Source organism: Desulfosporosinus burensis, from assembly GCF_054657535.1.
On record NZ_BAAHYN010000001.1, the window covers coordinates 140,120 to 166,122 of the forward strand.

21 protein-coding genes and 1 pseudogene are annotated in these 26,003 nt (G+C 39.8%); 4 read left to right on the forward strand and 18 right to left on the reverse strand.

Annotated features, from left to right (window positions below):
* Nucleotides 1-108 precede the first annotated feature (108 nt).
* From hflK (ACYQ3Q_RS00810) to ACYQ3Q_RS00825, 4 genes are read right to left on the reverse strand one after another with little or no spacing between them, the layout of a single operon-like run.
* Nucleotides 109-1,242: an FtsH protease activity modulator HflK gene (gene hflK, locus ACYQ3Q_RS00810; RefSeq protein ID WP_459926780.1), complete on the reverse strand. Its 1,134-nt coding sequence runs from the start codon at nucleotides 1,240-1,242 to the stop codon at nucleotides 109-111.
* 36 nt (nucleotides 1,243-1,278) lie between these two features.
* Nucleotides 1,279-2,190: a protease modulator HflC gene (gene hflC / locus ACYQ3Q_RS00815; protein ID WP_459926781.1), complete on the reverse strand. Its 912-nt coding sequence runs from the start codon at nucleotides 2,188-2,190 to the stop codon at nucleotides 1,279-1,281.
* On the reverse strand, nucleotides 2,187-3,749 hold the full coding sequence (hflK, locus tag ACYQ3Q_RS00820; RefSeq protein ID WP_459926782.1) for an FtsH protease activity modulator HflK: 1,563 nt from the start codon (nucleotides 3,747-3,749) through the stop codon (nucleotides 2,187-2,189). Before hflK (ACYQ3Q_RS00820) ends, hflC begins: the two co-directional genes overlap by 4 nt.
* 30 nt (nucleotides 3,750-3,779) lie before the next feature.
* Nucleotides 3,780-6,122, reverse strand: coding sequence for a peptidylprolyl isomerase (locus ACYQ3Q_RS00825; RefSeq protein WP_459926783.1), 2,343 nt, complete (start codon nucleotides 6,120-6,122; stop codon nucleotides 3,780-3,782).
* A gap of 710 nt (nucleotides 6,123-6,832) precedes the next feature.
* On the opposite strand from ACYQ3Q_RS00825, the gene ACYQ3Q_RS00830 reads away from it, so the two are divergent.
* From ACYQ3Q_RS00830 to ACYQ3Q_RS00845, 4 genes are all read left to right on the forward strand, one after another.
* The gene (locus ACYQ3Q_RS00830; protein ID WP_459926784.1) at nucleotides 6,833-7,384 is read left to right on the forward strand and encodes a hypothetical protein; all 552 of its coding nucleotides are present in this window, start codon (nucleotides 6,833-6,835) and stop codon (nucleotides 7,382-7,384) included.
* A 23-nt stretch (nucleotides 7,385-7,407) separates the two neighbouring features.
* The gene (locus ACYQ3Q_RS00835) at nucleotides 7,408-8,130 is read left to right on the forward strand and encodes a hypothetical protein (RefSeq protein ID WP_459926785.1); all 723 of its coding nucleotides are present in this window, start codon (nucleotides 7,408-7,410) and stop codon (nucleotides 8,128-8,130) included.
* 72 nt (nucleotides 8,131-8,202) lie between these two features.
* Nucleotides 8,203-8,901, forward strand: a complete 699-nt coding sequence (locus tag ACYQ3Q_RS00840) for a hypothetical protein (protein ID WP_459926786.1) — start codon at nucleotides 8,203-8,205, stop codon at nucleotides 8,899-8,901.
* Between the two features lie 440 nt (nucleotides 8,902-9,341).
* Nucleotides 9,342-9,860: a hypothetical protein gene (locus ACYQ3Q_RS00845; protein ID WP_459926787.1), complete on the forward strand. Its 519-nt coding sequence runs from the start codon at nucleotides 9,342-9,344 to the stop codon at nucleotides 9,858-9,860.
* Nucleotides 9,861-10,041: 181 nt separating this feature from the next.
* On the opposite strand, the gene ACYQ3Q_RS00850 is transcribed toward ACYQ3Q_RS00845, so the two are convergent.
* From ACYQ3Q_RS00850 to ACYQ3Q_RS00915, 14 genes and pseudogenes are all read right to left on the reverse strand, one after another.
* The gene (locus tag ACYQ3Q_RS00850) at nucleotides 10,042-10,773 is read right to left on the reverse strand and encodes a protein kinase family protein (protein ID WP_459926788.1); all 732 of its coding nucleotides are present in this window, start codon (nucleotides 10,771-10,773) and stop codon (nucleotides 10,042-10,044) included.
* Nucleotides 10,764-10,973, reverse strand: a complete 210-nt coding sequence (locus ACYQ3Q_RS00855; protein WP_459926789.1) for a hypothetical protein — start codon at nucleotides 10,971-10,973, stop codon at nucleotides 10,764-10,766. Before ACYQ3Q_RS00855 ends, ACYQ3Q_RS00850 begins: the two co-directional genes overlap by 10 nt.
* A gap of 79 nt (nucleotides 10,974-11,052) precedes the next feature.
* A complete protein-coding gene (locus tag ACYQ3Q_RS00860; RefSeq protein WP_459926790.1) occupies nucleotides 11,053-11,709 on the reverse strand; it encodes a DedA family protein in 657 nt (218 codons plus the stop codon).
* Nucleotides 11,710-12,008: 299 nt separating this feature from the next.
* On the reverse strand, nucleotides 12,009-13,073 hold the full coding sequence (locus ACYQ3Q_RS00865; RefSeq protein WP_459926791.1) for a DMT family transporter: 1,065 nt from the start codon (nucleotides 13,071-13,073) through the stop codon (nucleotides 12,009-12,011).
* 549 nt (nucleotides 13,074-13,622) lie between these two features.
* Entirely contained in the window at nucleotides 13,623-15,680 is a 2,058-nt protein-coding gene (locus ACYQ3Q_RS00870) for a penicillin-binding protein (RefSeq protein ID WP_459926792.1), read from the reverse strand.
* A gap of 236 nt (nucleotides 15,681-15,916) precedes the next feature.
* Nucleotides 15,917-16,354: pseudogene (locus ACYQ3Q_RS00875) on the reverse strand (penicillin-binding transpeptidase domain-containing protein); the annotation flags it as partial.
* 49 nt (nucleotides 16,355-16,403) lie between these two features.
* Nucleotides 16,404-17,636, reverse strand: a complete 1,233-nt coding sequence (locus ACYQ3Q_RS00880; protein ID WP_459926793.1) for a KamA family radical SAM protein — start codon at nucleotides 17,634-17,636, stop codon at nucleotides 16,404-16,406.
* A gap of 27 nt (nucleotides 17,637-17,663) precedes the next feature.
* Nucleotides 17,664-18,830 (reverse strand): carboxylate--amine ligase, encoded by a 1,167-nt coding sequence (locus tag ACYQ3Q_RS00885; protein ID WP_459926794.1) that lies wholly within the window; start codon nucleotides 18,828-18,830, stop codon nucleotides 17,664-17,666.
* A 56-nt stretch (nucleotides 18,831-18,886) separates the two neighbouring features.
* Complete coding sequence (mrdA, locus tag ACYQ3Q_RS00890; RefSeq protein ID WP_459927179.1) at nucleotides 18,887-21,004, reverse strand: penicillin-binding protein 2; 2,118 nt, start codon at nucleotides 21,002-21,004, stop codon at nucleotides 18,887-18,889.
* A gap of 69 nt (nucleotides 21,005-21,073) precedes the next feature.
* Nucleotides 21,074-21,460 carry a serine O-acetyltransferase gene (locus tag ACYQ3Q_RS00895; RefSeq protein ID WP_459926795.1) on the reverse strand — a complete coding sequence of 129 codons (387 nt, stop codon included), beginning with the start codon at nucleotides 21,458-21,460 and terminating at the stop codon, nucleotides 21,074-21,076.
* 228 nt (nucleotides 21,461-21,688) lie between these two features.
* Nucleotides 21,689-22,855 (reverse strand): rod shape-determining protein RodA, encoded by a 1,167-nt coding sequence (rodA, locus tag ACYQ3Q_RS00900; protein ID WP_459926796.1) that lies wholly within the window; start codon nucleotides 22,853-22,855, stop codon nucleotides 21,689-21,691.
* A 305-nt stretch (nucleotides 22,856-23,160) separates the two neighbouring features.
* The gene (locus ACYQ3Q_RS00905) at nucleotides 23,161-23,754 is read right to left on the reverse strand and encodes an HAD-IC family P-type ATPase (RefSeq protein WP_459926797.1); all 594 of its coding nucleotides are present in this window, start codon (nucleotides 23,752-23,754) and stop codon (nucleotides 23,161-23,163) included.
* Between the two features lie 110 nt (nucleotides 23,755-23,864).
* Nucleotides 23,865-25,292 (reverse strand): HAMP domain-containing sensor histidine kinase, encoded by a 1,428-nt coding sequence (locus tag ACYQ3Q_RS00910; RefSeq protein ID WP_459926798.1) that lies wholly within the window; start codon nucleotides 25,290-25,292, stop codon nucleotides 23,865-23,867.
* Nucleotides 25,292-25,975 (reverse strand): response regulator transcription factor, encoded by a 684-nt coding sequence (locus ACYQ3Q_RS00915; protein ID WP_459926799.1) that lies wholly within the window; start codon nucleotides 25,973-25,975, stop codon nucleotides 25,292-25,294. Before ACYQ3Q_RS00915 ends, ACYQ3Q_RS00910 begins: the two co-directional genes overlap by 1 nt.
* Nucleotides 25,976-26,003 lie beyond the last annotated feature (28 nt).

A 26,003-nucleotide genomic window follows, 5' to 3' on the forward strand; every position in this document is an offset into this window, starting at 1 on the left:
GGCGAAACCCTCCACTGGAGGCTTTCGTCACCGACGCAGAGCATGAAGGGGCTGAAACAAACTTGAAAACAAGTTTTGTTTCAGCCTCTCTTGAAAGTAGAAAAGTTTTTAATTTTTCTGGCTGGTAGCTTGGTCAAAAAGCCTTAAGTTAATATTACCGTCCGAGGGATTAACAATAAATTTCTTGACCTTAGGTAATATTTTTTCCATCGTTTCTAGGAACAGACGGTATTTTGTGGTATCCTGCGAATATATTTGGCTGTTTTTCTGATATTCTACCAGCATTGTCTCAAATTTTTGGGAATCACCCTTCGCTATGTTTACTGCTTCCGCTTTATAAGACTCAGCCTTGGTGATTTGTTCGTTGGCTTTGCCTCGAGCTTCAGGAATCAGGCTGTTGTAGTACCCTCTGGCTTGATTGATTTGCTTCTCTTTATCTTCCTTTGCTGTTGTAACATCCCGGAAAGCATTGGCAACCTCATCCGGGGGTACAATCGCTTTGATATTAAAGGTTGAAACCTGTAGCCCTGAATTATAGCTATCAAGGATAGCCTGTGCCTTTTTCATAATCATGTCCTGCGCTTTGACTTTTTCACTGGTCAAAATCTCATCCACACCCATGCTTGCTGTCAGATAAACCATTGCAGCTTCTACACTATTTCTAACTAAACGTTCCTCATCGGAATTTACATTATATAAATACTTAGGAGCATCAATAATTTTATAGTGCACAATAGCTTCGGTACTGATAATGTTTTCATCACCCGTCAACAGCTGAATGTTTTGGGGAGGGTTGTCTTTGTGTACATGGTCGGGTAGACTGACCCCCACATCCGCTCTGCGGACCTCCGATACATTAACCTTTTCCACCTTGTCTATAGGCCACGGCAAACGGTAGTGGATTCCCTCAGAAATGGGTTTATCCAAGACGCTGCCAAATCTCCTGATCACGGCTTGTTCACCTGGATTAACCATATAAATACCTGTCAGAACGTATACTAACAGAAAGCCTAATCCCATTGCTAGCGCAGTTTTTTTAGGATTAATATGATTAAACGCTTGGGCAATATCCTCTACAATTGAGATTCGTAACTTGTTATTTTGTGCATTATTATACTTACCGCTGAAACGGTTCTTGAGCATATGGAATAAGGCTGAAAACCTATCCTTTATGATTTTGTAGATTAAAAGAAGACTATCTTTGATAGCTCTTTTAGGGGGCTTATTATCTCCTTCATTCACAGTAAATACCTCCTTCAGTTAGAATTTTACAAACGATCATTTTCCAACCTTGCCATTTTCCAGGTATTTAAGAATTTCGGAATTTGAAGGGAGTACAAGGGTTGTTTTTTCATCAATAGTTTTTTCATAGGTTTCAAGGGCACGAGTAAATTCATAGAATTTTGGATCCTTTTGGAATGCTTCCCCATATATTTTTATAGCTTCAGCATCCCCCTCACCCTTTAGTTTCTGTGCCTGTTTATAGGCTTCTGAAAGAAGTATCTTTTGTTCCTTTTCAGCATCCGCCCTTATTTTAGCCGCTTCTTCGCTTCCTTCAGAGCGATATTTCTTTGCCATTTGCTCACGCTCAGCTTTCATTCTGGCAAATACGCTCTGCTTGTTCGCTTCAGGGAAATTCAAAACCTTTATTTGAGCATCTACCACTTCTATGCCGTACTCTTTAGCTTTTTCCTTAGATTTCTGAACAGTATCCTGCATCATGGCATTGAGTTTTAATTTGTTAGTGTCTACACTTATTAGCTCATCTAAATTATACTGACCCAGTTTAACACCCAAACTTGATGAAAATACATCCTGTAATCTCGCTTCTGCTCCAACTTTGTCCTTGACTGTTTTCAGGTAAGTAACAGGGTCGGTGATCCGCCACGTCCCATAATAGTCGACCTTAACACTCTTTTTATCTGAAGTCAGCAGTTCCAAAGGCTCGGCCTCATAAATCTGAACTCTATTATCAAACCGTTGTACAGATTGTATAGGCTCAGGCAGCTTGATTCTTAAACCGGGTTGAAGCACCGTGTTTACAGGATTTCCGAATTGAGTTACCACGGCATACTCAGTGATGTCGACTGTATAAACTATAAGGTTTAAAGTCAGTAAAACCAGGCCAAGTATTACACCTACTAAAATTTTAGGTTTTATTTTTAACGTTTCACTCATCTTAACACTCATTCTTTCCCGCCTCCTCCATTAATAATAGGATTTCCTACTCCATCATTCGTCAGCCATAAGTCGGTGCCCTCGACTTTGATATTACCGCCCAGCAGTATCTTCTTGACCTTCGGCAGGATTTTATCCATTGTCTCCATATAAAGCCTGTATTCAGTTACTCCCTTTGATTTTTGATATTCTTCAAATTTTTGAACAAAAAGTAAAGCGTCCCCCTGGGCTGTTTTAACTTTCTCATCCTTATAGGCTTCTGCTTCTTTAATGGTCTTATATGAATTTCCCTTTGCCTCGGGTATGACTGTATTGCTGAATGCCAGTGCTTCATTTATATAAGTTGCCTTATCCTGCCTTGCACTAGCCAAATCTTGAAAACTGTCAATAATCTCCTTCGGAGGGGTCATCTCTAAAAGCTGCAGGTTTACAACCTGCACGCCTGTATTGTTTCTATCCAAGGCCTCTTGAAGTAGTTTCTTTGAAGACACTTCCACTTCATCTTTTCCAGTAGACAGTAAAAAGTCAATATTCTTTTCACCCACCACTTGGCGAATGCTTGTGGTGGCCACCGCCTTAATCAAGCTGTCCAGATTGCTGACTTTAAGCGAATAATTTACAACGTTAGAAACCTTGTATTGGATTCCCATGTTTACATTTACAAGATTCATATCCCCTGTCAGTAACAAATTTGTTCCGCTCTGTACATTCCTAATGTTGTCCTTCTTCACCAGCACCACTTTCTCGATAGGAAAAGGCAGCCTATAATGCAGCCCGGGGGATACATTTTCTCGGGTAACCGCTCCGAATCTCCTCACAATTCCCTGTTCATCCCATTTTACAAAAAATATCCCGGACGCCATGTACACTGCAGCAAAAACCAAACAAACTCCTGCCAGCATTTTCTTATTTCTGAAAGAAAACTTAAAGTGTGAATGCTCGTGGCCATCCCTGTGAGCCTCTCCTGAACTGAGCGTTTTTAGATTAGTTGTGAAGATTTCATAAGAGGCTATAAACATAAATACCATAGCTATGATAGCCGTTATTTTATCCAAACTGCTCATACCGAATAAAGAACCCGTCAGGCCAACTAAAACTGCAATAGAACAGTACATATCCATCTTGGAATGGTAACCATCGGCAATAAGGCTTTGGGAGTTGGTCTGCATTCCTACATACAATTTATAACGTGCCATAAAGTAGTTTATTATTACACCTAGGAATGCCCCAGCAGCCGTAACGGCAACATATTTCAGTTCTTTTCCTTCATTTCCTAAGGCTTCAAATAATATCTCAATACCCATATAGAAAATAAAAACAGATACAAACAAGGCAAGAATATTTTCCAGCCTGCTTATGACCTTCGTTGCCTTCGTTACCTTCCTTGCCCCGATACGCCCTATGAATAGTCCCAGGAAAACCACTGACGATACAAAAACGTCTGTAAACGAGTGCCAGGCATTCGCTTTCAATCCCAGACTCCCAGAAATATTTGCCAGGAAAAAGCGTAAAACAATGAGAATCAAATTTGCAATAACGGCAATTAGAATTGTACGCTCTTTTCTTTCCACGACCATCACCTTCCTTCACTTGATTATTTCTTAGTTTATGGTTGCTTCCTTCAGCATCTTTCTAAGAGAAGAATTATAAATCACGAGCTGCGACTTCTTAAGAAGTTCATTCTCCAGCTCCGCTTCCTTCACATGGTGCTTTTCGTCCAACAAGGCCTCTTTTAATTGCGCTTTAACCTCCTCAAACGTCTTCTGCTTTTTAGCTTCCTTCTGCCGCAACTTTACTACATAGTACCCGCCTTCATATTCAAAAACACTGCTTATTTCGTCAGGTTGGAGCCTAAAGATATTTTTTTTCAGTACTTGGTCAAGGAGATCATTATCATAGAGCCATTCTTTTATTTCACCCCCAGCCGATGCTGTCGGATCATTGGAATACTCTTTCGCGATCGCCGCAAAGTCAGCCCCCTCTTTAAGTTTTTGCAGCGCTTCATCAATCCGCTGGCGGGCCCTAGTCTTTTCTACATCCGATGTACCCGTTTCAACCCTGATCAAGCTGATTAGTGCTTTAGGCGGATCAAACAATAAATTCTTTTTTTCTTCGTAAAATTTCTTTGCTTCTTCGTCCGAAATTTGTCCTATTTTTTCGTCTATTTCTTCTTTATGCAATATCTGGCTTATATACTGGCTTTTCAGTTCCTCTATTTCCTTGCTGCTTTCCTTATCCGCTGTATCGTCCCCTGATTCCTCAAGGAGTAGCTCCTTGGCTATTAACTGGTCTATCAAGTCTTTTTTTGCTTCAAAGCCTGCAAATTTAGCTTGAGTTTCAGGAGAAAGCTCCTTGAATTCTGCTTTAAATTCACCTAAAGTAAATCGTTTACCGTGAATACTAAATAATGCTTCATTTTTTCTTAATTCATACTGCTTATCTTCCTTTTCACTCAGGACGCCTGCTTTAATCTCGTTTAGCGCTTCAGCAAAGGTTTTCTGTCGTTTTTCCTGTTTTTCAAGGCACTTCACAATATAGAAGCTGTTCCCATCTTTAAAAACAGAACTCATTTCGTTAACTTGGAGACTGAATACCTTGTCTTCAAAATTTGTTCCCTTCTCGCCCTGCTTTACATAGAAGGCATCTAACTGTTTACTACTAGAATACCTTTTAGAGACCTCCTCAAAGCTTTCACCGCTCATTATCTTGCTCAATGCCTCATTAGCCTTTTTAAGAACCTCACCCTCTGATCCGGATATATCCAACTGAATAGCTAGTATTCTAGCTTTTTTGGGCTCAAAGAATTTTTCCTTGTTTTTCTCATAGAAGTCTCGCATTTCCATTTCCGTCGGGTCATCTACCTTCAAGATATTATAATTCACATCCAAGGCTGCGTTCTTTTTTAGCCTTTCAATGTATTCGGGAAAGAATTGCTTATCCTTCTCAGCGGCTAGATTAGTTCTAATTTCACCCTCAATTTCACTAAAAGGCCTATCCTTGTATTTATCTTTGTTGGCATCATAATAATTTTGTATTTCCCCCTTCTCTATCTTGTCAGGAGAAAGCTGGTCTTTGTGCACTTTATCCACTAGATTATCCAAGCTGACCTCTTCCACAAGATGTTGGAAATCATGCTTCACCTCATTTTTCTGAGTAACGCCTTTCTCCTTTGCCCAATCATCCACAATTTTCTGGACTGCCATCATTTTTATGATCTGCTGGTATGCTTCCATACTGTGTATAGGATGGGTTTCACACACCTCGGTCTTGTCGCATTTACTGTGGTCGAACCCATGTTTTTCGCATAAACCGTGTTCTTTGTCTTTATATCCCTTTAAACTGATATAATTAGATAGCTCTTCTTTAGTAAGGTATTTACCGCTGAAAGCAGCTACTACCTCTTCACTGGGGGGCTTTGGCTCGGTAATAAATCCATATAATTTATAGCCGGGCAATGATAAGATAACTAGAATCGGGATAATAAGGAGCTTTCTAAAGCTCTTTTTTGCAGGGATTTTTCCTACTTCCGAGCCCTCGACCTCTTCTAAAGCAACTTCTGTGCTTTCCGGGCTATTTTCCACTTGATATTCTTTGATATTTTCAATTCCGCAGACAATTTTTTCTGCCTGATTTCCCAAATCGTGCCCTTCGGAATTTTTCTGATCTTCTGCCAAACCTTCATCTAAAATATTTCCTTGACTGCCTTCCTCCAGATTGCTTAAACTTACTTCTGAAGTAGCTCCATCAGCTTTGTCTGGTTTAGGTTCACTGATACCAATATCTTTAACTTGCTCTAAAGGAGACATCCTTTTGGGACCCCAAATCCAGAGTCTAATAGTCTCGAGCAAGTCCTGTGTTGCGCTGGTGTCGGATTTCTCCTCAGTATTTACCGGCTCGGCTTGAGAAGGTTCTCCTTGTCCTCCCTTGAGATTCTTCAACACCATTGTCTTCTCCCCTTCATCCGTGATTTGAGTCCCACTTCCTGATTCCGTTTTATTTCTCGATTTCGTCCATCCTGAATCTTCCTTTGATTAGCCTTGGGCTATACTAGCTTAGTCCTAAATTGTAACAATTCAATGTCCAAAACTTAAAGAATATGTATCAAATATGTAACAAATATGTAAATAAATTTTAGGGAGTCAAAACACTTATAGAATCATCGCCTTATGTAACATAAAAGAACATTAATGTGACAATGCTGTAATTCATAATAAAAAACCAAACGAGAAGGCGGGCGAAATGCTTGGCCTTCACGTTTGGTTTGTCTTCTTTTGTAGAAGGTGCTGACAACATGAATTATACTCAAAAACCAAACCATGTCACTGGAGACTATCCTATCTGAAGCCTCAATGCTCAGCTTTATTTAAACGAGTATACTACGTCTTTATAGGAATATATGTTCATGTATTCATAAATCAATAACGTTATAATACACTATTAATGGAGTGAGATAGTAATGTTTTTTCGACTAAGGAGGGGTACTCTAGGGCTTGTTACTAAAGCGCTTGGATCGGTAAACTTCGACCAAAGGAGGAAGTTTATGTCTAATCGGTGGGGACGTCTGACGCACGACTTAATCCGCCAAACTATGCTGATCTTGTTTAGTAGAGAGCAAACACGGGGAACCCGCTTAGGGTTCTGAGGAGATGAAGCTATGAAACCGCTCAATAACCCAAATTTTAACTTTTATCCTTACATTCTAATTCTTGGTTTTGGATTCGTCTTATTAATTTGGCTTTTTAGCACCAATGTTTCAAAGGCTTTTTTTACTATAACACCGATCAAAGGCTGGAATACAATAGATCCTGACGTCACTACAAATGGCAACACCTTACGCGCCTTAACTTTACTTCAAACGAAAAAAGGCTATTTAACTCCCACTACCCCCTTACCCAGTTTGGTATTTAATAAACCCTCTAACTATTACGGTAAGTACCTTCAGTTTTCCGGCAATGTTAAATCGGTTCAGCCATTTTCTCCAACAAGCAAGCTTGAAAGTATAACCATTGGGAGTTCATCTGAAATAATCGTTTTGGCAAATGACGGAAGAACTATAATCGATTTTTTTCTGATCGGTCGAAATCAAAATTTCTCTTTAGGAGCCCCCATAACGTTTTACGGTTATTCTCCAGGAATTCGATATGTACAGAATGCCCAAGGCGTTGTTACTCCAGGGCTTGTTCTCATAGGTAGCTTGCAACGTTAAATTTCTGATGGAAGGTGAAGATAATGTCAAATCAGTGGGGCAGTATGCCGAGAGTCAAAAAGCGCCAATCGATAGGGAAATTAGTTTCAGTTATTGTACTTATTGGCATAATAGCGTATCAATTCTTCCCTAAATTTATAAATAAGATGTATTCTGTAATCAACCCAACCTATGCAGCAACGAATTCTAATAACTATAGCCTTCCTAATACAAATAATTCTTCAGCTCTGAAATCGCCCACATATTCCATACAAAATTCCCCCAGTACTTACAACATATCTAGTGACAAGAAAAGTGAAGTAACAACTGGATATTGGCTGCTCTTTGTAGTAAATGGTCAGATGAGTCAACTTTCAGCTGACGTTGAAACAACTACTTTTATCCGACAGTTGATCGAAAGCGATCGTAAAAGTACAGGTAATAATACACTCTTTCTGGTCGAGAATGGCCGCTTCCGTCAATACATGGTCAGTAATGAAATCTATTCGGTTGTATCTAATCTATCGGTCATAGATGCCAGAGTGTCTAAGGGTTCGACAAATTCGAATCTAAATAGTTCCGTAAATTCAAGTCTCAATGCTTCTGGAAATCTTGATGTTCCTAAAAATTTAAGCCCGAACAATTCTGTGAATTCGAGTTCTTCTGCTCCGTCATCGGCCAATCAACCCTATAATTCGTCTACCAATACGAGCCCAAATACTTCGATCAATTCGAGCTCCAATATTCCCAATAATTCAGTTAAATAATCTATTCTTGCGGTGTTTCCTAACCTAATGGGCTTAGAAATTCAAGTAAATAAAAATGAAAGGAGGAGGTTTATGCAAAACCAGAGAGGGCGTATACCCTATGGGATGAAACAACAAGAGATAGGTACTTTAGTTTTTGTCATAGCGATTATAATAATATTATACCTTGTTTATCAATTTTTTTTCAAAGGGGGTTCTTACGCTCTGCGCTCCTCCCTTGCCGCAACAAGTCAGATATACCAACCTAGCACTTATCCAACTAATAATTTGAATTCATATAGCTATCCAAGCCCAAGCTCCTCTAACATATATGATTCTTCAACATTTAGTTCATTTGATTATTCTAACCAAAATTCTCTCACGACTTCCGAAAAAAGTGATATCCTGACAGGCTATTGGATATTATTTGATAATAATGGAGTAATTACTCAATTTAACTTAAATGCAAATGATTATGCCTTTATACAACGGTTAATTCAAAATGACAACAAGGGGATTCCGAAAATTAAAATTTTCTTAGTTGAAAATGGACGAACGCGTAAATATATAGTCAGTAACGAACTATATTCAATTATTACAAATATGAATTATATTCTTGACTCAAGGATTGTCAATAATTCGGTAAATTCATCAACCAATGGTTCTCCATATACCCCCCAAAATTCTTATCCCAATTCATCGATTCCTAATACCTATCCTAATTCATCGATTCCTAATTCATCTAATTCATCTAATTCAAATTCCACTTACAACCAGGGTATTAAACCCTAATTATTTTGTAGACATTAGCCCCAGGAACAAGGAAGCTTTTGTACCAGACCCCCCAGCCGGACTGACCCATATTCCAATCATTATTACTGCTCCGGCGGGCATTTCCGGAGTATTAGGTTTTAAGGGAAAATGTGTTACCAACTGATCCTTAAAAGGATTTCCGATAACTACTCAAAATAATAATAATGCGCCCAGTCAAAACGACCGGGCGCATTATTATTATTTATCATTCATGACCGGATTGGCTACCGGACATATGATTCTCACCCCTATTAGTATTATGATTCTCGTTAGAATTGTGATTAGTATTATAACCATTTCCGTTCATATTTGTGCTTTTACTCGTACTGGATGGTTGAGCACTTTGGCTTGGTTGCGTACTATGCATTTGCTGGTGTTGTTGGGGATTCATATTTGAATGTCCGTCATTGTAGTGATAATTGTTTTGTGCAGGGGTGACGGGCGCTGGAGTGACAGGTGCTGGAGTAACTGGTGCCGGGGTAACTGGTGCTGAGGTAACTGGTGCTGGGCTAACTGGTGCTGGGCTAACTGGTGCTGAGGTAACTGGTGCTGGGGTAACGTGTGCTTGGGTAACGTGTGCTGGGGTGACTGGTGCCGGGGTAACAGTTGCAACTGGGTCAGTTGCTGGGGTGACAGTTGTAGCTGGGTCGGTTGCCGGGGTGACAGTTGTAGCTGGGTCGGTTGCCGGGGTGACAGTTGTAGCCGGGTCAGTTGCAGGAATGACAGTCGTAGCTGGGTCAGTTGCAGGAATGACAGTCGTAGCTGGGTCGGTTGCAGGGGTACTGGTTGTTACAGTTGCAGTAGTGCTAGGGTCCACAGACGTTCCTGATGTAGCAGCACTCACTGCAGCTACGGCTCCCATTATCAGACCTAGAGACAATGTACTTACCATTAACGTATTTTTTAAACTTTTCATTAAAATCATCCTTCCAAACTAATTACTAAAATTCACAAATTAACTACAATGGCGCTGCTTTATTGAATAATCTTACATTCGATTCTTTTCCACTGACCACCCCCTGTCTTCACTGAGTTATTCGCAACAGATCATTACTTTTTGAGGGTAGCTTTTAAAAATAAATCATAGATTTCTTCTTAATCCAACTTTGCACCAGCCTTTCATTTAAAAGCTTCAAACGTCTCGTAAAATTCGTACTCCACTTCTAAAATGCTTTTATACCTTTGCTCTACACCCATAAGCCTTTTTAAAAATAACAGTTCCTTTTGATGCAAATGCAATTCATCATACCAGGGACGTTTCTTGTCACCTTTGAATTCAAAAGAAGAGTAATACAGATGAAGAAGGAAATCTCCTAAAAATGCAAAGTCCATGTCTGCCCTGTATTTCTTGTTATTAATCCAGCGGGCAAGCCCAAAATCAACAAGGTTAACCTTTTGACCATCATACAAGGTATTTGGCACCCTTATGTCTCTATGGACTATACTTTTTGAATGCAAGTACTTTAAAATCCCGACAAGCTGGCTTCCTACTCGATATATCTCTTCTCTTTCAAACACGCGCTTGTCAAGATAAATAATATCCTCAAAAGTTCTACCTTCCTTGAATTCAAGTACATAGCCGCAGAAGTCCTCATGCTCAATCTTTTTAATAAACCGGGGAACGCTCTCATGCTGTAAACTCTTTAAAATATCTTCCTCAAACTGGGCCTTTGCTCCTGCTTTCTTCAGCATTCCCCTTTTTAGTTGCTTGAGTATATATGTTTTCTGACCATGAGAAACCTGATAACAGATACCATACCGGCCTTCTCCTATTATTTTCTCGACGTAATATTCAGCTATCCGGTCCGAGGGCATAAATAGTTTATCATGTCTAAATAGGTTCAAGACCACGAGCTTTTACGGTGATGCCGGTTTGGATAATGCACGTTGTGGCGGTTTGAGTAGGACTGAAAATGCCTTTTTGAACCTGTTAAGGCATCAAAGATTTTTCCAAGTATTCCTCCCCTGCCATGTGGTCTTTTATAATGGCCACCACCATGATTTTGATATGGGTAATGTCCTTTACTTCTTGATCTTGAAAAAAAACTCATACTGAATCCTCCTCGTTAATCGTTATTTACCTTCTCTGATAACCAGCTTAATTTTGTTGTAGCCTGCAAATGTGTAAGTTTAAGTTCTTTCTTCAGAAGTTTTTATCCTTTTATTATTTATAAAGGTAGCCACTCCCGGCAATAAAGAAATAAATATGATTGCAAATATTACAAGGGTAAAATTCTCTTTAACAGTAGGTATATTGCCAAAGAAGTACCCTCCGGCTATAAATAATGCTACCCACATCACTGCTCCAATAATATTGTAGCTGATAAACCTCCAGTAGGTCATCCTTCCCATTCCAGCCACAAATGGAGCAAAGGTTCGGATTATCGGTATGAATCTGGCAATTATGATAGTCTTGCCCCCATGCGTCTCATAAAACTCATGTGTTCGCACGAGATATTCTTTTTTTAAAAACCGTACATTTTCTTTATGGAAAATCTTTGGGCCTATGCGCTTGCCAATATGATAGTTTACCGTATCACCCAGAATAGCCGCCAAAATCAATACAAGTGTAATAGCTGCCAAATTCAGCTCACCGCTCGCTGACAAGGCACCAATTACAAAAATCATAGAATCTCCCGGCAGGAAAGGTGTAACAACCAACCCAGTTTCACAAAATACAATTACAAATAGAACAAGATATGTCCAAATACCATAATTTCTAGCCAGTTCAGTCAGGTTGTTATCGAGATTCATAACAAAATCAAACAGGTTCATTATTAAATCCATTGCACACTTCCTTTGTATTTTTTAAATCATTCAGTTCAAGTCATTGTAGACCTCCCAGTTTCAATTAACAAATAGAATCTACCATATGAAAATTACATGAACTTAACGGATTTTTAACATTTTTGTTAAAATACCATAGAAGCAACCGGGCTACACTAACAGCTTCCGGTGCAAAAACGGCTACAGAAATAATACTAAAAAAAGCCCCTCAAAACGCTTAACTGTTCGGGAGAGGCTTGTTTAATACAAGAACTAATAATTGTTTAGTGATCAAAAGTTATAGACTATGTGTCTTAGTGCTAATGTGCATGTCTATGGTAAATGTCAGGAGTATGTTGGTGTTCATGAATTATTGATTCGTGTTCATGAACATGGGAGTGGTAGCCACTTTCTGGTATTTTATCACTAGAATGGCAGTGTGTATGGTGTGCTTCGTTGTGGTAATGCCTATGCTCGTGTTCAGTTAATTCGTGTTCATGTAAATGTTCATGCTCTTCCTTGAACAAAAAGACTGCCCCAATAATCATGATAGGAAGAGCAAAGAAAAACAACATGCCCTGGCTTTCTCTGAACAAGAGCAAAGATAGTACTGCTCCAACAAAAGGAGCCGTTCCGAACAAAGCACTTGTCCTAGCAGACCCTAATTCTCTCATGGCTCGAATAAATAATACGATACTCAACCCATAACTAAAATAGCCTAAGAGCATTGCCAAAAGAATGAATTTGAAAGAAGGCAACGAAAAACCCAAGATAAAGGATAGAATTAAGGAGAAAGTACCGGCACTTAATCCTTTGATTGTTACAATCGAGAGAGGGTCTTTGTCCGAAACGTTTCGTGTGAAATTGTTGTCTATCCCCCACAGAATGCAAGCACCAAGTACTCCAATAGCACCCAATGAAAAACCCCACTGCCCGGATGAACCCCATGAAAGCAATATACTTGCCATGGTAATCAATAGTACAGCCATCCATATCCTTTTCCCAACAGCCTCTTTGAATGCTACAACAGCAATTATGGTAGTTGCTACACCCTCGAAATTCAGCAAAAGGGAAGCCGTAGACGCCGGTGTATTTTTCAGGCTAAACATCAGCACAATGGGGGCTGCTATCCCGCCTATACATACAGCACCAATTATCCAGGGCCAATCATTTCTGGTAAGTCTTGCCTCATCACTGAAACGATTGTCTAAACTTCGGTAGTATCTCTGTACGTAAAGCCCGATACCACTGCCCAGATATAGAAAGGATGCCATTAGAGTTGGGGCAATTTCACCCAAAAGTAGTTTTGAAATTGGGGCACTTGCTCCAAACAAAGCAGCAGCAATTATGGCTTTTAGTATTGGGGCAATATTTCTGTTCTTCATTCTTATTCAAACCTCTCTTGTATTCCTGAAAAATTATGGGTTACTGTATCATTTGTAGATTGGTAAGATAATAATCATACAACGTTTTTTGTATTAATGTAGCGCTAAATGCCATAAATAGCTTATTAAGTATTAACTTCTTAAAACAAAGACCAATATCAGCTGTCACACTAACATAATACCTTGTGTTCAAACTAATAACATCAGTCCTCTCAAGTGCATATTAATTTTCCTCGCTTTTCAGTTCCCATTCGTTGACTTTTAACGCTGAATCGAGTTTCGAGAAGGTCAATAATGAAATTCCCCAATTTAGCGATATCGGGCAATGTGCTGTCTTATGAGCTTGTATAGCTCCAACTTCTTGGGTTTGTCTAAGGTTCTAAACTCCTTAAGCGTTCATAGTATCCATTTTGCGCTACCTCACATCAGGCTATTACGCTATACACTATGTCCTAAAAAAACAATAAATCTACTAACAAAGCCATTTTTTATACACCCCCCGATCTTTTATAGATAAGACGGGGGTTTTCGCTTATTTGGTCTTTGTTATTACGGGGTCGGAGGCGGAGTTGGTGGAGGGGGCGCAGGTGGCAACGGTGCGAATTTAACTTCAACGATAGCTCCCTTAGCCACCACCTTGCCTCCGACAGGGTTTTGCTCAATAGCAAGCCCACTATCACTAAAGTTGAAATGCAATGCCGACTTGCTTAACGTTTCTCCAACCTGTCGCATCGTCATTCCGATAAGATTAGGAACAACAACCTCGCTAGCTAGTGGTGGACGCTCAGGGACGCTCTGTGATGAAACAGATCTAACAGGAACATCGTTTTCGGTGACTGCAATGGTGCTTGTTGCATCATTAGAAAAAGGTACATCAAATTCTTCAAGAGCTCCTTGTATAATTATTTTAGCAACAGGACTACACAGTGGTCCACCCTCATATTCCACACCCTTAGGACTATCCGCAATCACTAAAACTGCAATTTTTGGGTTATCGACTGGGGCAAAGGCTTCAAACGATGCTATAAACGTATTAGGGTAATAACTACGAGTTACAGGATCAATTTTTTGGGCAGTTCCTGATTTACCACCCACCCTAATCCCTGGGATTATCGTTAATTTCCCCGTTCCGTTGATAACAACGCTTTCCATAATCTTTGCCATCTCATCCGATGTGCTTTTAGAAAGAACCTTTCGAATAACAGTCGGCTGATTTTGCTGAACAAGAACCCCCTCTGGTGTGGTAATTTTATCAACGACATAAGGCTTATATAGCGTACCCCCATTAACGATAGCACACAAGGTCGTCAGTAGTTGAATAGGGGTTACCATATTAGATTGTCCAAACGACATGGTTGCCAGTTCGATATCTTTTACATTTTCTTGAGGAATGACTAAGCCTCGTTCTTCTCCCGCTATATCAATACCCGTTTTGTCACCAAAACCAAAGGCTCTAAGATACTTATAAAAACTCGCCAATCCAAGTCTCAAGCTCACCTGAGACATGACAACATTAGACGATTGTTCCATTCCTTTGGTAAAGGTAATACTGCCAGCAGGTCTTACTCCAAAGTCCCAGTTTCGAATCGTTCGGTTTCCGAAAGTTATGTATCCTAGGTCTACAAATAATTCATTGGGAGAGATTAGCCCTTCTTCTAAACCAGCTGACCCCGTTACTATTTTAAAAGTTGAACCAGGCTCATAATTCATACTGATTGCTCTGTTTGTCCAAAGCTCAGGAGCGACATCCCCGTACTTGTTAGGGTCAAACGATGGGGTTGTTCCCATTCCTAAAATCTTACCCGTTTGAGGGTCCATGGCTAAAATAGTAACGCTTTCAGCCTGAGTCGTTGTTTGTAAAGCGACTAATTGTTGTTCTATTATCGTTTGAATCTTAGTATTTAGTGTTAATTCCAAGTTGTTTCCGTGCCGTGGCGGTTCGATGCTAGAATTAGCATCGAGAATCTCTTGACGACTTGTGGTCTTTTCCGACATGGATTGCCCAGGAGTGCCGTAGAGTGTTTTGTCATAATAAGCCTCGATACCCCCTATCCCATGACCCGTCTGATTGACAAACCCTAGGACAGATGAAGCCCATGTACCTAAGGGATAGATTCGTTTGGATTCATTAGCATAACCAAAGCCTGGAAGTTTGAGTTTGCGAATTTGTTCTATTTTTTCAAGGTCTACTTGACGAGCTATATTAATCCACAACACATCTTTGTTGAGTTTGGCGAGAATAGATTTCGAATCTTGACCTAGAATTTCTCCTAACGATTTGGCAATCTCCTCTTTGGTCATTCTGGTGAACTTCTTCGTTTGGATAAGAGTTGTAAGTCCCCTTGGATTTGCATAAACTTCTTGAGCCAACACACTCCGACTTAAGACATTTCCCTTGCTATCAGATATAGTCCCTCGTTCAGGTAATAATGTTTGACTTGTCGTTCGATTGGAAATCCCTTTAGCAGTTAAGGTTTCGGAATTATAGACCTGCATATAAAATAATCGTCCAACGATACAGATAACCATAAATACAAGTGGAATGTAGACTAAGAATTCTCTGGAAAAATAGGCTAGTTTCCTTTTTTTCTTCTTTGGTTTTCTCACATGTACACCCTTCTCTGCCACTTGTGCTAAATCTCTGTTTCCATCCTCTGCCTGGGAACTCCCTATGGACGTCATACAAACGAAAACTTATTCTCACAAAATCAACCATAGGTTGATTTTGTGAGATATCTTAAATCAGCGAAATAAAAGTAACTGGGCGATTTGAATTGTTTCAGCCCAGTTACTTTTTCAAAAGATTTTATCATTCGTGATCGGATTGTCATCGGACTCGCTTTTCATTTCCCATTCGTGGACTTCCAACCAAAATACTTCATGAATGCCGCCTTTGCCACATAGCCTGCTGTACTTCCACCGCTCTCCCCAAACTCGACCACCCCAGCGAAGGCAATCTGAGGATTATCATAAGGGGCAAACGCCACAAACACCCCGTTGTACGTCTTCCCTAAAGCCGTGTTTACGTTTCCAAGCTGGGCTGTTCCTGTCTTAGCCCCACCGGTAAATTCCGGTAGATCTGCGAAGATCCCCTAAGCCGTCCCAGGATCATCTCCTGCACCAGTAACTACACCTCGCACCCCTTGTTTGACCGCCTCCAAATTATCTGGAGAAATTGTTATGGTGTTGATAACCTTGGGTTGGTACTGTCGAGTTACCTCTCCTGTGATCGAATTCAATAGTTTATCGACCACATACAGAGTATAGCGCTTACCGCAGTTCTATAGACATTTGTCGATTTGAATGATCTTAACTACCCCCTTGAATAATTTATATGTTATCTACTTCAAAAACCTTGCCTTCCCAATTTCTGAATACTGCTTTATCTTTATGGGTATAGAGCAAATATTGAGGAAGCATTGGCATTTTGCCGAGTCCATCCGGTCCATTGAATACATAATACGGGACTGCCATACCTGATGTATATCCCCGCAATCCATCCATTATATCAAGACCTTCGTCAATACTTACCCAGAAATGCTTTGTACCCTTTACCTGCTTAGGGTGAAAGATATAATATGGCTTTACTCTTAACAATAAAAGTTGTTGGTTAAGCTTTCTTACTATGTTTTTATCATTATTAATCCCGTTTAAAAGAACCATTTGATTACCAAGGGGAATCCCTGCATCTGCAAGCATTTTGCAAGCAGCCTTGGACTCATTAGTTATCTCTAAGGGATGATTAAAATGTGTGTTGATATATACAGGGTGATACCTTTTTATTATATTTGTAAGCTTTTTAGTGATTCTCTGTGGTAGTGTAACAGGAGCCCGTGTACCCAACCGGATAATTTCGATATGTTTAATTTTTCTAAGTTCGGACAGTATCCACACAATTTTCTCATCCGAAACAAGAAGCGCATCGCCTCCTGTTATCAACACATCCCTGATTTCTGCATTTTCTGTTATGTATTCTAGTGCTCTTTGTATATTGTTTTTGGATATAACACTTTCACATTCTCCAAACAAGCGTTTTCTTTGGCAATGCCTGCAGTATGTACCACACATATTCGTAATATTGATAATCAATCTGTCAGGATACCTGCGAGTTATGATCCCCTCTATAGATGTACCGTTCTCATTGACGGGGTCCAAACTTCCCGTTTCATCCAGCTCCTCCAGGGAAGGTATGCACTGTTTTCTGACAGGACAATTGAGATTTTGAGGGTCAATGAGTGAAAGGAAATATGGTGAGATCAAAAACCTAAATTTTTTACTAACAGCCTCTATATTGAGTGCTTCATCTTTATTTAAGTTGAGAAAATTTGAAATATCTATAGCTTTTGAAAAGGAATTTTTAAGTTGCCATTGATAATCATTCCAGTCTTTCTCATCTGAATTAAGATAGTTAAGTATGAGTTGTTTTCTCTTATTTATTGCACCTTCCATTTCAATACCTGTTTTTATTCCATCTTTTACGTCATTATAGTCTAAATTCATTTTTTTTAACTCTTTAAATCTATCTTCATTGTGCTTATGCGTTTCTCTAAAGCTCTCATGCACCAGTATTCATCCCCCACACTCAAGATGTTATCGCCTTAACAGAAATTTCCACATTTTTTTGTCAAAAACATAGCGCATACACGCTGCAAAGAAACCCACAACAGGCATAGGATCATCCTTAGCTATGATATCATCTTTTATTTTATAACCTTTTCCGCTCCAGAAAGGAGGGTTCATACTTTTTCTGTCCTTATTGAAAATAAAGTGAAGAATATCACCCGGAAAAAGATTTCGACACATGATTCCTGCTTTGTATTCTGCAACAGGCTCAACGTCTCCATCTACAACAATTTTGTACAATAGCCATGGAAAATCCACACCTGCATATATGCCCATCTGAAGCGAATTCCAGAACTTACAGTTTAATTCGATAAACTTGATTTCTCCGGTTTCCCTCTGAACCATAAACTCAAGATCTGCAATACCGTACCATTTGAGTCCTTCCATATATTTAAGTGCCAATTCAAGCATTTCAGGGTAAACAACACTTTCCTGAACCGTACTTGGTCCAGTAACTAGAGGATATTTTCGGACATGCCTTTGCACAAATGAAGCCCTCAACTCGTTGCGAGAATTATATAGAAGTACAACATCATATACCTCTCCTTCTCCGAGATGTTCCTGAATAACAGGGTAAGGATAGTGCTTATGAACCTCAAGATACGTTTTTACTAGGTCTTCCTTGGAAGACACAATTTTTATACCCCTTCCGCCATTACTTTTTACAGGCTTCACCATCAACGGATATTTTAAAAGTGCTGTTATTTCATTAAGTTTGTATGCTCCGTTTGGAAAAACGGTTTTTGGGATATCAACTCCAACAGACATGGCATGCTTGTATGCTTTTCCCTTATCGGATGTTGTTTCATAGCTTTCATTAGACGGCAGTGGCACTGAACACAGCTTCTCCAATTCTTCCTTATGTTCCATGGCGACTGCTACTGTGTCCTCATCCATTGGGAAAAACACTTCACATCCATACTCTTGTATTTTACTTTTTATAAAATTATAGAAATGCTCTGGGTTTTCTGATGCGTTTTGACAAACCAAAGATTTAGTACAATATTTTGAAAAAGCTGCGGGCGAAAACCTTGTTTCTTCTACAACTATTGTTTGAATGCCTTTTTTGCCCAAAGACCTAACGGCTGCTAGCGTCTTTCTTAGCTGTGCATTAGTTAATAATACCTTGTGCATACTTTCTCTCCTTTAACTCCTCATCAGTATCACAAAATTAATTTCACCCACGCTTTTCAGTTCCCATTCGTGGACTTCCAACCAAAATACTTCATAAAAGCCGCCTTTGCCACATAGCCTGCTGTACTCCCACCGCTATCTCCAAACTCGACCACCCCAGCGAAGGCAATCTGAGGATTATCATATGGGGCAAACGCCACAAACACCCCGTTGTACGTCTTCCCTAAAGCCGTGTTTACGTTTCCAAGCTGGGCTGTTCCAGTCTTAGCCCCACCGGTAAATTCCGGTAGATCTGCGAAGATTCCCGAAGCCGTCCCAGCATCATCTCCTGCACCAGTAACTACGGCTCGCATCCCTTGTTTGACTGCCTCTAAATTAGCGGGGGAAATTGTTACGGTATTGATAACTTTGGGATCGTACTGTCGAGCCACCTCCCCTGTGATCGGAGTCAACAGTTTATCGACCACATACGGAGTATAGCGCTTTCCGCCATTCACCAAGGTCGCCGTGTAATTTGCTAATTGCAACGGGGTATAGCTGTTATATCCTTGCCCAATGGAATTGTTGAAACTATCATAGACCTTCCAATCCACATTTTCATAAACCTTTTGCTTATACTCGACGTCAACTGCTTTTTTCTCAGCATCTTTCTTCGTTTGCAGCTTCTGGCGACTTAACGCATCCGGGGCCTGCTCCAATTTGACTGCGTAATCGGCCTCAATGATTGCCAACTTTTTATCGCGTGCCTTCAGAAAAGTAGGACCAAAATACGCTTCCTTCCATTCCGCTGAAGGTGCGATTCCTTTTACCTCTCCCGGCAAATCTACATTACTTTCGACACCTAACCCGAATTCATGGGCAATTTGGCGTATAATTTCCGGATTGGAATCAAACACTCGGCGACCAATAACTTGAAAATATATATTAGAAGATTTGGCCAGCGCTCGAGAAAGATTGATAAGACCAAAGTCGTTCCCTCCCCATTCAGCAGTACCTTGTTGCTGAGCAGCGAGATTTCCCAATGAGGTTTTTTCATCATCAATGAGTTCAGTCGGCGTCGTCAATTTGAGTTGCAAGGCTGCCATGGCTGTCACCATCTTGAAGGTTGATGCCGGTGGATATAACCCGGACAACGCTCTATTCAGGGAAGCAGCAGGCGCTATTTCATTCGTGAAATACTTATCAAACATTGCCTCGGAAATAATGCCGGTCAAATCGTTAGGGTCCATCCCAGGTCGAGAAGCCATCGCAAGAATTTTGCCTGTATTTACATCCATCACCACGGCAGCTCCTGACTTGGCATTGGGATTAGTGTTCTTTTGAACATCTGCAATAACTTGATCGAGGCTTTCTTCCACAACCGTTTGCAGGTCTGCGTCAATCGTCAGTTGGACCGTCATTCCCGGTTCCGGTGGTTGGATTAACTGTTTAGAAACTGGGCGGGCGCGATTATCGACTTCAACTTGTTGAATGCCCTCTTTACCTCTCAACCAGAAATCATAGGATTTCTCTACCCCCATCTTTCCAATCATATCCCCTTGAGCGTACTCGAATCCCGCCTTTTGGGCATCCTCATTTTGATTGAACTGTTCAATCTCCTTGTCCCCTATCTCACGAACATACCCCATGAGCTGACCACCTAGGATTTTTTGAGGGTAGGAGCGAAGCGGAATTGCATCCACACTCACGCCCGGGAGCTCATTCTGATGCTCGGCTATAATGGCTTGGAGCTCTGGAGGAACCTTATCTAGAATCATAACGGGGCGATAGCGTTCCCACTGATGATTCTGAGTATTAACGAATATATCTTCAGTAATCGACTCAATCGATTGATTGGGATTAGGCCAATACGGCTTAATGTATCCCGCTAATCGCTTAATAACATCTTTCCAATCGCTAACTTCGGATTGTTGCAAACCCATCAAATCTAAATTAAGAACAAACTCTGGAACACTTGTTACGAGAATCTTTCCATTTTTGTCTACAATATCTCCTCGTGTTGGGGGAACCTTGACAAGCTTCATGTAATTCCCCTCTGCCTTGGCGGTATAATATGAGCCTTCGGAAATTTGTAAACCCCAGATATTTACACCTAAAACCGTGAAAATGAGGATCACTACGATGTTTAAGCCCCAAAGTCTATATACATAAGGTTTTCGTTCTCTTTTATTGATCTCTATTACCCTCCTTGCGATGAGAGACACGAGCTCTGCACTGATGATCAACTCGAATTTCCACTCAAACTAACGACCAAGTATATGGCATGCCCTTTCATACCCTTTAACAATTAATCCCGAAGAATCTTTTTTTGAGATTATTTTTGCCGGTATTCCTCCAACAGTAACATTGCTCGGAACGTCTTTATTAACGACAGCGTTAGCCCCGATCGTTACATTATCACCAATCGTTATTCCCCCAAATAATTTTGCGCCAGGGGCAATATAGACATTATTACCGATGGTTGGGCTCTTTCCATTAAATACCCCGATGTTGACCGCTGAATGAATTCTACAGTTATTTCCAACCCGCACATCTGGATGTACAACAATACTTCCCCAATGGGCAATACTAAGTCCTGGACCAAAGACGTGCCGTGGAATCGTAAAGCCCAGCTTCGTCGAGAGCCTCATTAGTTTTAGTTTTAAAAGGACTAAAAAAATTCGCCCTAAAATATCTTTCCTGCAGTTTTCATAGTATTCCGCTTTCCTTAACGTCAGCTGAAAATAAATGAGTGGTTGAGAAAATCTAAACACCCATCTGTACCGTGTTTGATAATGAGCAGCTAAGTCTGCTGTAACATAGATCTTATAATCTTGCTTGGATTGAATGATCTTAAACTACCCCCTAAGTCATGTGATCTATTTAAATAGCAACCGACGACTTCTCAGATTAATATTTAGTAAGAGTCCTATTGAGATCATATTCGCCCACATTGCACTTCCGCCATAGCTGATGAATGGCAAGGGTATCCCAGTAACCGGCATAATACCAGAATTCATGCCAGCGTTGACAAGAATGTGAAATGAAATCATAGTTATTATTCCCGATGCTATTAACACACCATACAAATCTCTCGCATGCATGGCAATATTAATACCGCGTAATAGGAATATTAAAAAGAAAAATAGTAGGGTAATTACTCCGATAAATCCAAACTCTTCACTGAAGACTGCAAAGATAAAGTCAGTATGATGTTCTGGAAGGAAACTTAGTTGTCCCTGTGTTCCTTGACGATACCCTTTACCCCAAAATCCACCCGAGCCAAGTGCCCACATCGATTGAAGAATATTATAACCATCTCCTGCACTGTCTGAAGCCGGGTTCATAAAAACAGTCAGTCTTTTCAACTGATAATCTTTCATTGGAAGAGGCAACCCCTCGGCGAATTTGAGCCAACTTGGAAGGTTTGTTGAAAAATGTAGCCATAGTGCTATACCGACAGCAGTTACCCCTGTGAGTAATAACCCGCCAAACTTACGAATATTCGCTCCTGCTATAAACATCATCCCTATAAATATTGCCATAAACACTAGGCTTGTCCCTAGATCAGGTTGTTTGAAAATAAGGAGCATAGGGACTAATACATATAAAAATGGCGCGATAAAATCTCTGAAACGATTCAGTTTACCCTGACGCTTTGCTAAAAAATCCGAAAATGAAAGGATCATAAATATTTTTGCAAATTCCGAAGGTTGGATTGAAAAACTTGAAGTAATGGGTATCCAGCGAGTGGCACCTTTCGCTTCACTTCCGAAAATAAAGACTGCCAAAAGCAATAGGATATTAAACCCATAAATATACCCGCTGAATTTCTGTAACCTTTGGTAATCAATTCGAGTAACCATAATAGCTAAGAAAATTCCGCTTAAAATCCAGATGGTTTGAAGTTCGACATAATAATAGGGTTGCCCTTTCACAAGATTGTAAGACGCAGTGCTTAAGACAATAAGGCTCGTCGCTAATAATAAGAGCACTGCCAGTACAAACTGTAAGTCTATATTTCTTAAATTTATCTTGTCAAACATTCCATCATTCCTTCTCTCCTTCAATGGTGAAATTCATACAACGGAAAAAAAATATCTTCAATCCGTGAACTTTCCAAATAGAGTAGTAGAAGAGACAACCTTTATCGAGGTAGTCTCTTTTCTTGTTACCTGGCGACACTTATCAAGAATGATAAACTGATACCTGCAATTAAGCTCATCATTCTTCTAAAAAATATTAAATAATTATTGATAACTCCTGTCATAAAGCAAAGCAGCATTCAGCACGACCAAGACCGAACTGGCATTGTGAACCAGCGCGCCTGTAATATGTGTGAGCAATCCTATTACTGAAAGCACGATGGCAATAGCATTAATTGCCATAGACGCACTAATATTAAACTTGATTGTCTTAATTGTTGCATTGGAAAGGCGTTTGATGTACCAATTTTCGAAATATCATCACCCATAAGGGCAATATCAGCGGCTTTAATTGCAATATCACTTCCCATCGTTCCCATTGCGATACCAATAGTTGCTGCTTTTAAGGCAGGGGCATCGTTTACACCGTCACCAACCATACAGATAAACTGACCGTCATTTTGCAATAAAGCTACGGCTTCTACCTTACCCTCAGGCAAGAGTGAAGCACGGACTTCAGTTATACCTATTAGTTTGGCTATATGCTGCGCAGTATTTTCATTGTCACCTGTGAGCAGGATGGTTTTTGTGATGCCGTTTTCAGCAAGCTTGGCGATGACCTGTGCAGATTCCTTTTTCAAAGTATCGGTATCCGAGAGTGCAAGAATACCAATCACTGCATTTTCATCAGCAACGACGATAACTGCCTTGCCTTGCTCCCGTAAAGCCATGATGGCGGCATTTACGTTTTCACTAATGGTGATGTTATTTTCTTCCTCCACAAGCTTTTGTTGCCGCAAAGAATACGTCTGCCCTCAATAGAAGCCGCTACTCCCTTGCCAATGGTCATCGCAAAGATATCAAGGATATCTGTATTGTGAGATGCAAGACTACTTTTTGAATGCATTTTCTACATAGCATGGGGAAGTACAAACCAAAATTCAATACCATCATCAAGACGGTTGATACCATATTGCCCGCCATGTGCGTTGATAATGGTTCGAACAATATATAAACCAAGCCCGGCATGAGTCTGAACAGTCGGAGTATGCGCCTTGTCAATCTTATAAAAGCTTTCCCATATCCTGCTTTCGTCATCAATCGAGATAGTACTGCCTTCATTAAAAACGGAACAAACCAAGGACGCCTTTTCTGTATAAACGGATACCTTGACTATTTTTTGTGATGGAGTATGGGCTATTGCATTATCTAGATAATTAGTTAAAGCTTGCTCGAGATAAAAAGCATCGCCTAAAACAAATAAATCATCCTGAATGCTTTTGAGCAACGTGATCTTTTGATTATCAAATAGGACCTGTTTCTTCGCACAAAGCCTAAGGCACAAATTTGAAAAGTTAAATGTATCATATTGCATTTTTGTAAGACCGTTTTCGAGGGATGATATATCCAATAGTTTTTTCACTAGTCCACTTAATCTTTTACTCTCGTCTATAATTACATCATAGTAAAAATACTTATCGATATTTGGCAAATTGTTTTTTAGATTTTCACAATACATAACCATTAATCCTAATGGAGATTTTAACTCGTGAGAAACATTAGCTATAAATTCCTGGCGCATATTGTCAATCTGCTTTTGATGACCTAAGGCTTTTTCCAGTTGAGCATTTACAGTTTGCAGGCTGCCAATCATGTCAGATAATTGTTCAGACATGGAATTAATATTTCTGCCAAGTCTTCCTATTTCGTCATCAGAGAAAGGCCCTTGCAGCTTTTGGGAGAAATCCAAGGAAGATACACTTTTTGCCACATGATCGATTTGTATAATAGGCTTTACAAAATGCTTGCTCCAAAACCACGTAAAGATTCCACCAATGATTAAAGCCACAATAGCAATATATATATTTAATTCACTGATCAGTGCAGCACTTCGCTCTACCGCTGAAATAGGAGTATCTAAAACCACAAAAATAGTATTATTTGATGTCTCAATTTTTCCAAACAACATTAAGTTTTCCTTTTCAGAACGCGGGTTAACTGAATATTCTACCTCAGGTGTTTGCGAAAAAACATAATTGCTTTTTTGATAATATGTTATATCAATATTATTGCTATTATAAATTGCTTGATTATATTTGTCCCAAACTGAAACATTTATATTTTCATCTTCCTCATAATGCAACATTGCTTGTGCAATATCATCATGCGATTGAATACTACTTTTAAGTATTGCGAAACTTTCTTCCATCTGGTGTGTTTTCTTATTAATAAAATAGGGCTTAACAAAAAACAGGTTGCAAACAACTTGAATTGCAATAACCGAAAAGATTATAATGACAACAAAAATTACTAGTTTTATTTTTATGGTTTTTTTCATTACTCCACCTCAAAACGATAACCCACACCGTGCACTGTCTTGATATATGGACAGCTTTCCGTTAATTTGGCACGTACTTGTTTTACATGAGTATCTACCGTTCGTCCATCTCCTTCATAGATATAATTCCATACGGAATTGAGCAATTGCTCCCTGCTTAACGTCATATTTACATGAACAGCAAAATGCAGTAATAAATCATACTCCCGCTGTGTAAGACAAATAATATTATCTTTAACATATACAGCTCTTTTGGCTGTATCAATTGTCAGATTGGCAAAAACAATAGGCTGAATTTGAAACTTTCCAGTCCTTCGTAATACAGTTTCAATTCTGGCTATTAGTAATGACGATGAAAACGGCTTTGTGATGTAGTCGTCAGCACCATTTGTAAGTCCTTTGAGCTGGTCACATTCCGCTTCTTTTGCTGTAAGCATAATAATTGGAGTAAGCGAGCTCTCGCGTATTTCAGTAAGAACCGAAAAACCATCCTTTTGCGGCATCATAACATCAAGTAGAATAAGATCGATACTGCCACTGTTGGCATAAAATATATCTAATGTATTTTGTCCATTATCAGCCTCAAAAACAAAATATTTATTCGATTGCAGTAAATCTTTTATTGCTCTGCGCATGCGCATATCGTCGTCAGCTACCAGAAGGCATATTTTATTATCTAGCATCCAAGCCACCTCCCATTTTTTAGTAATT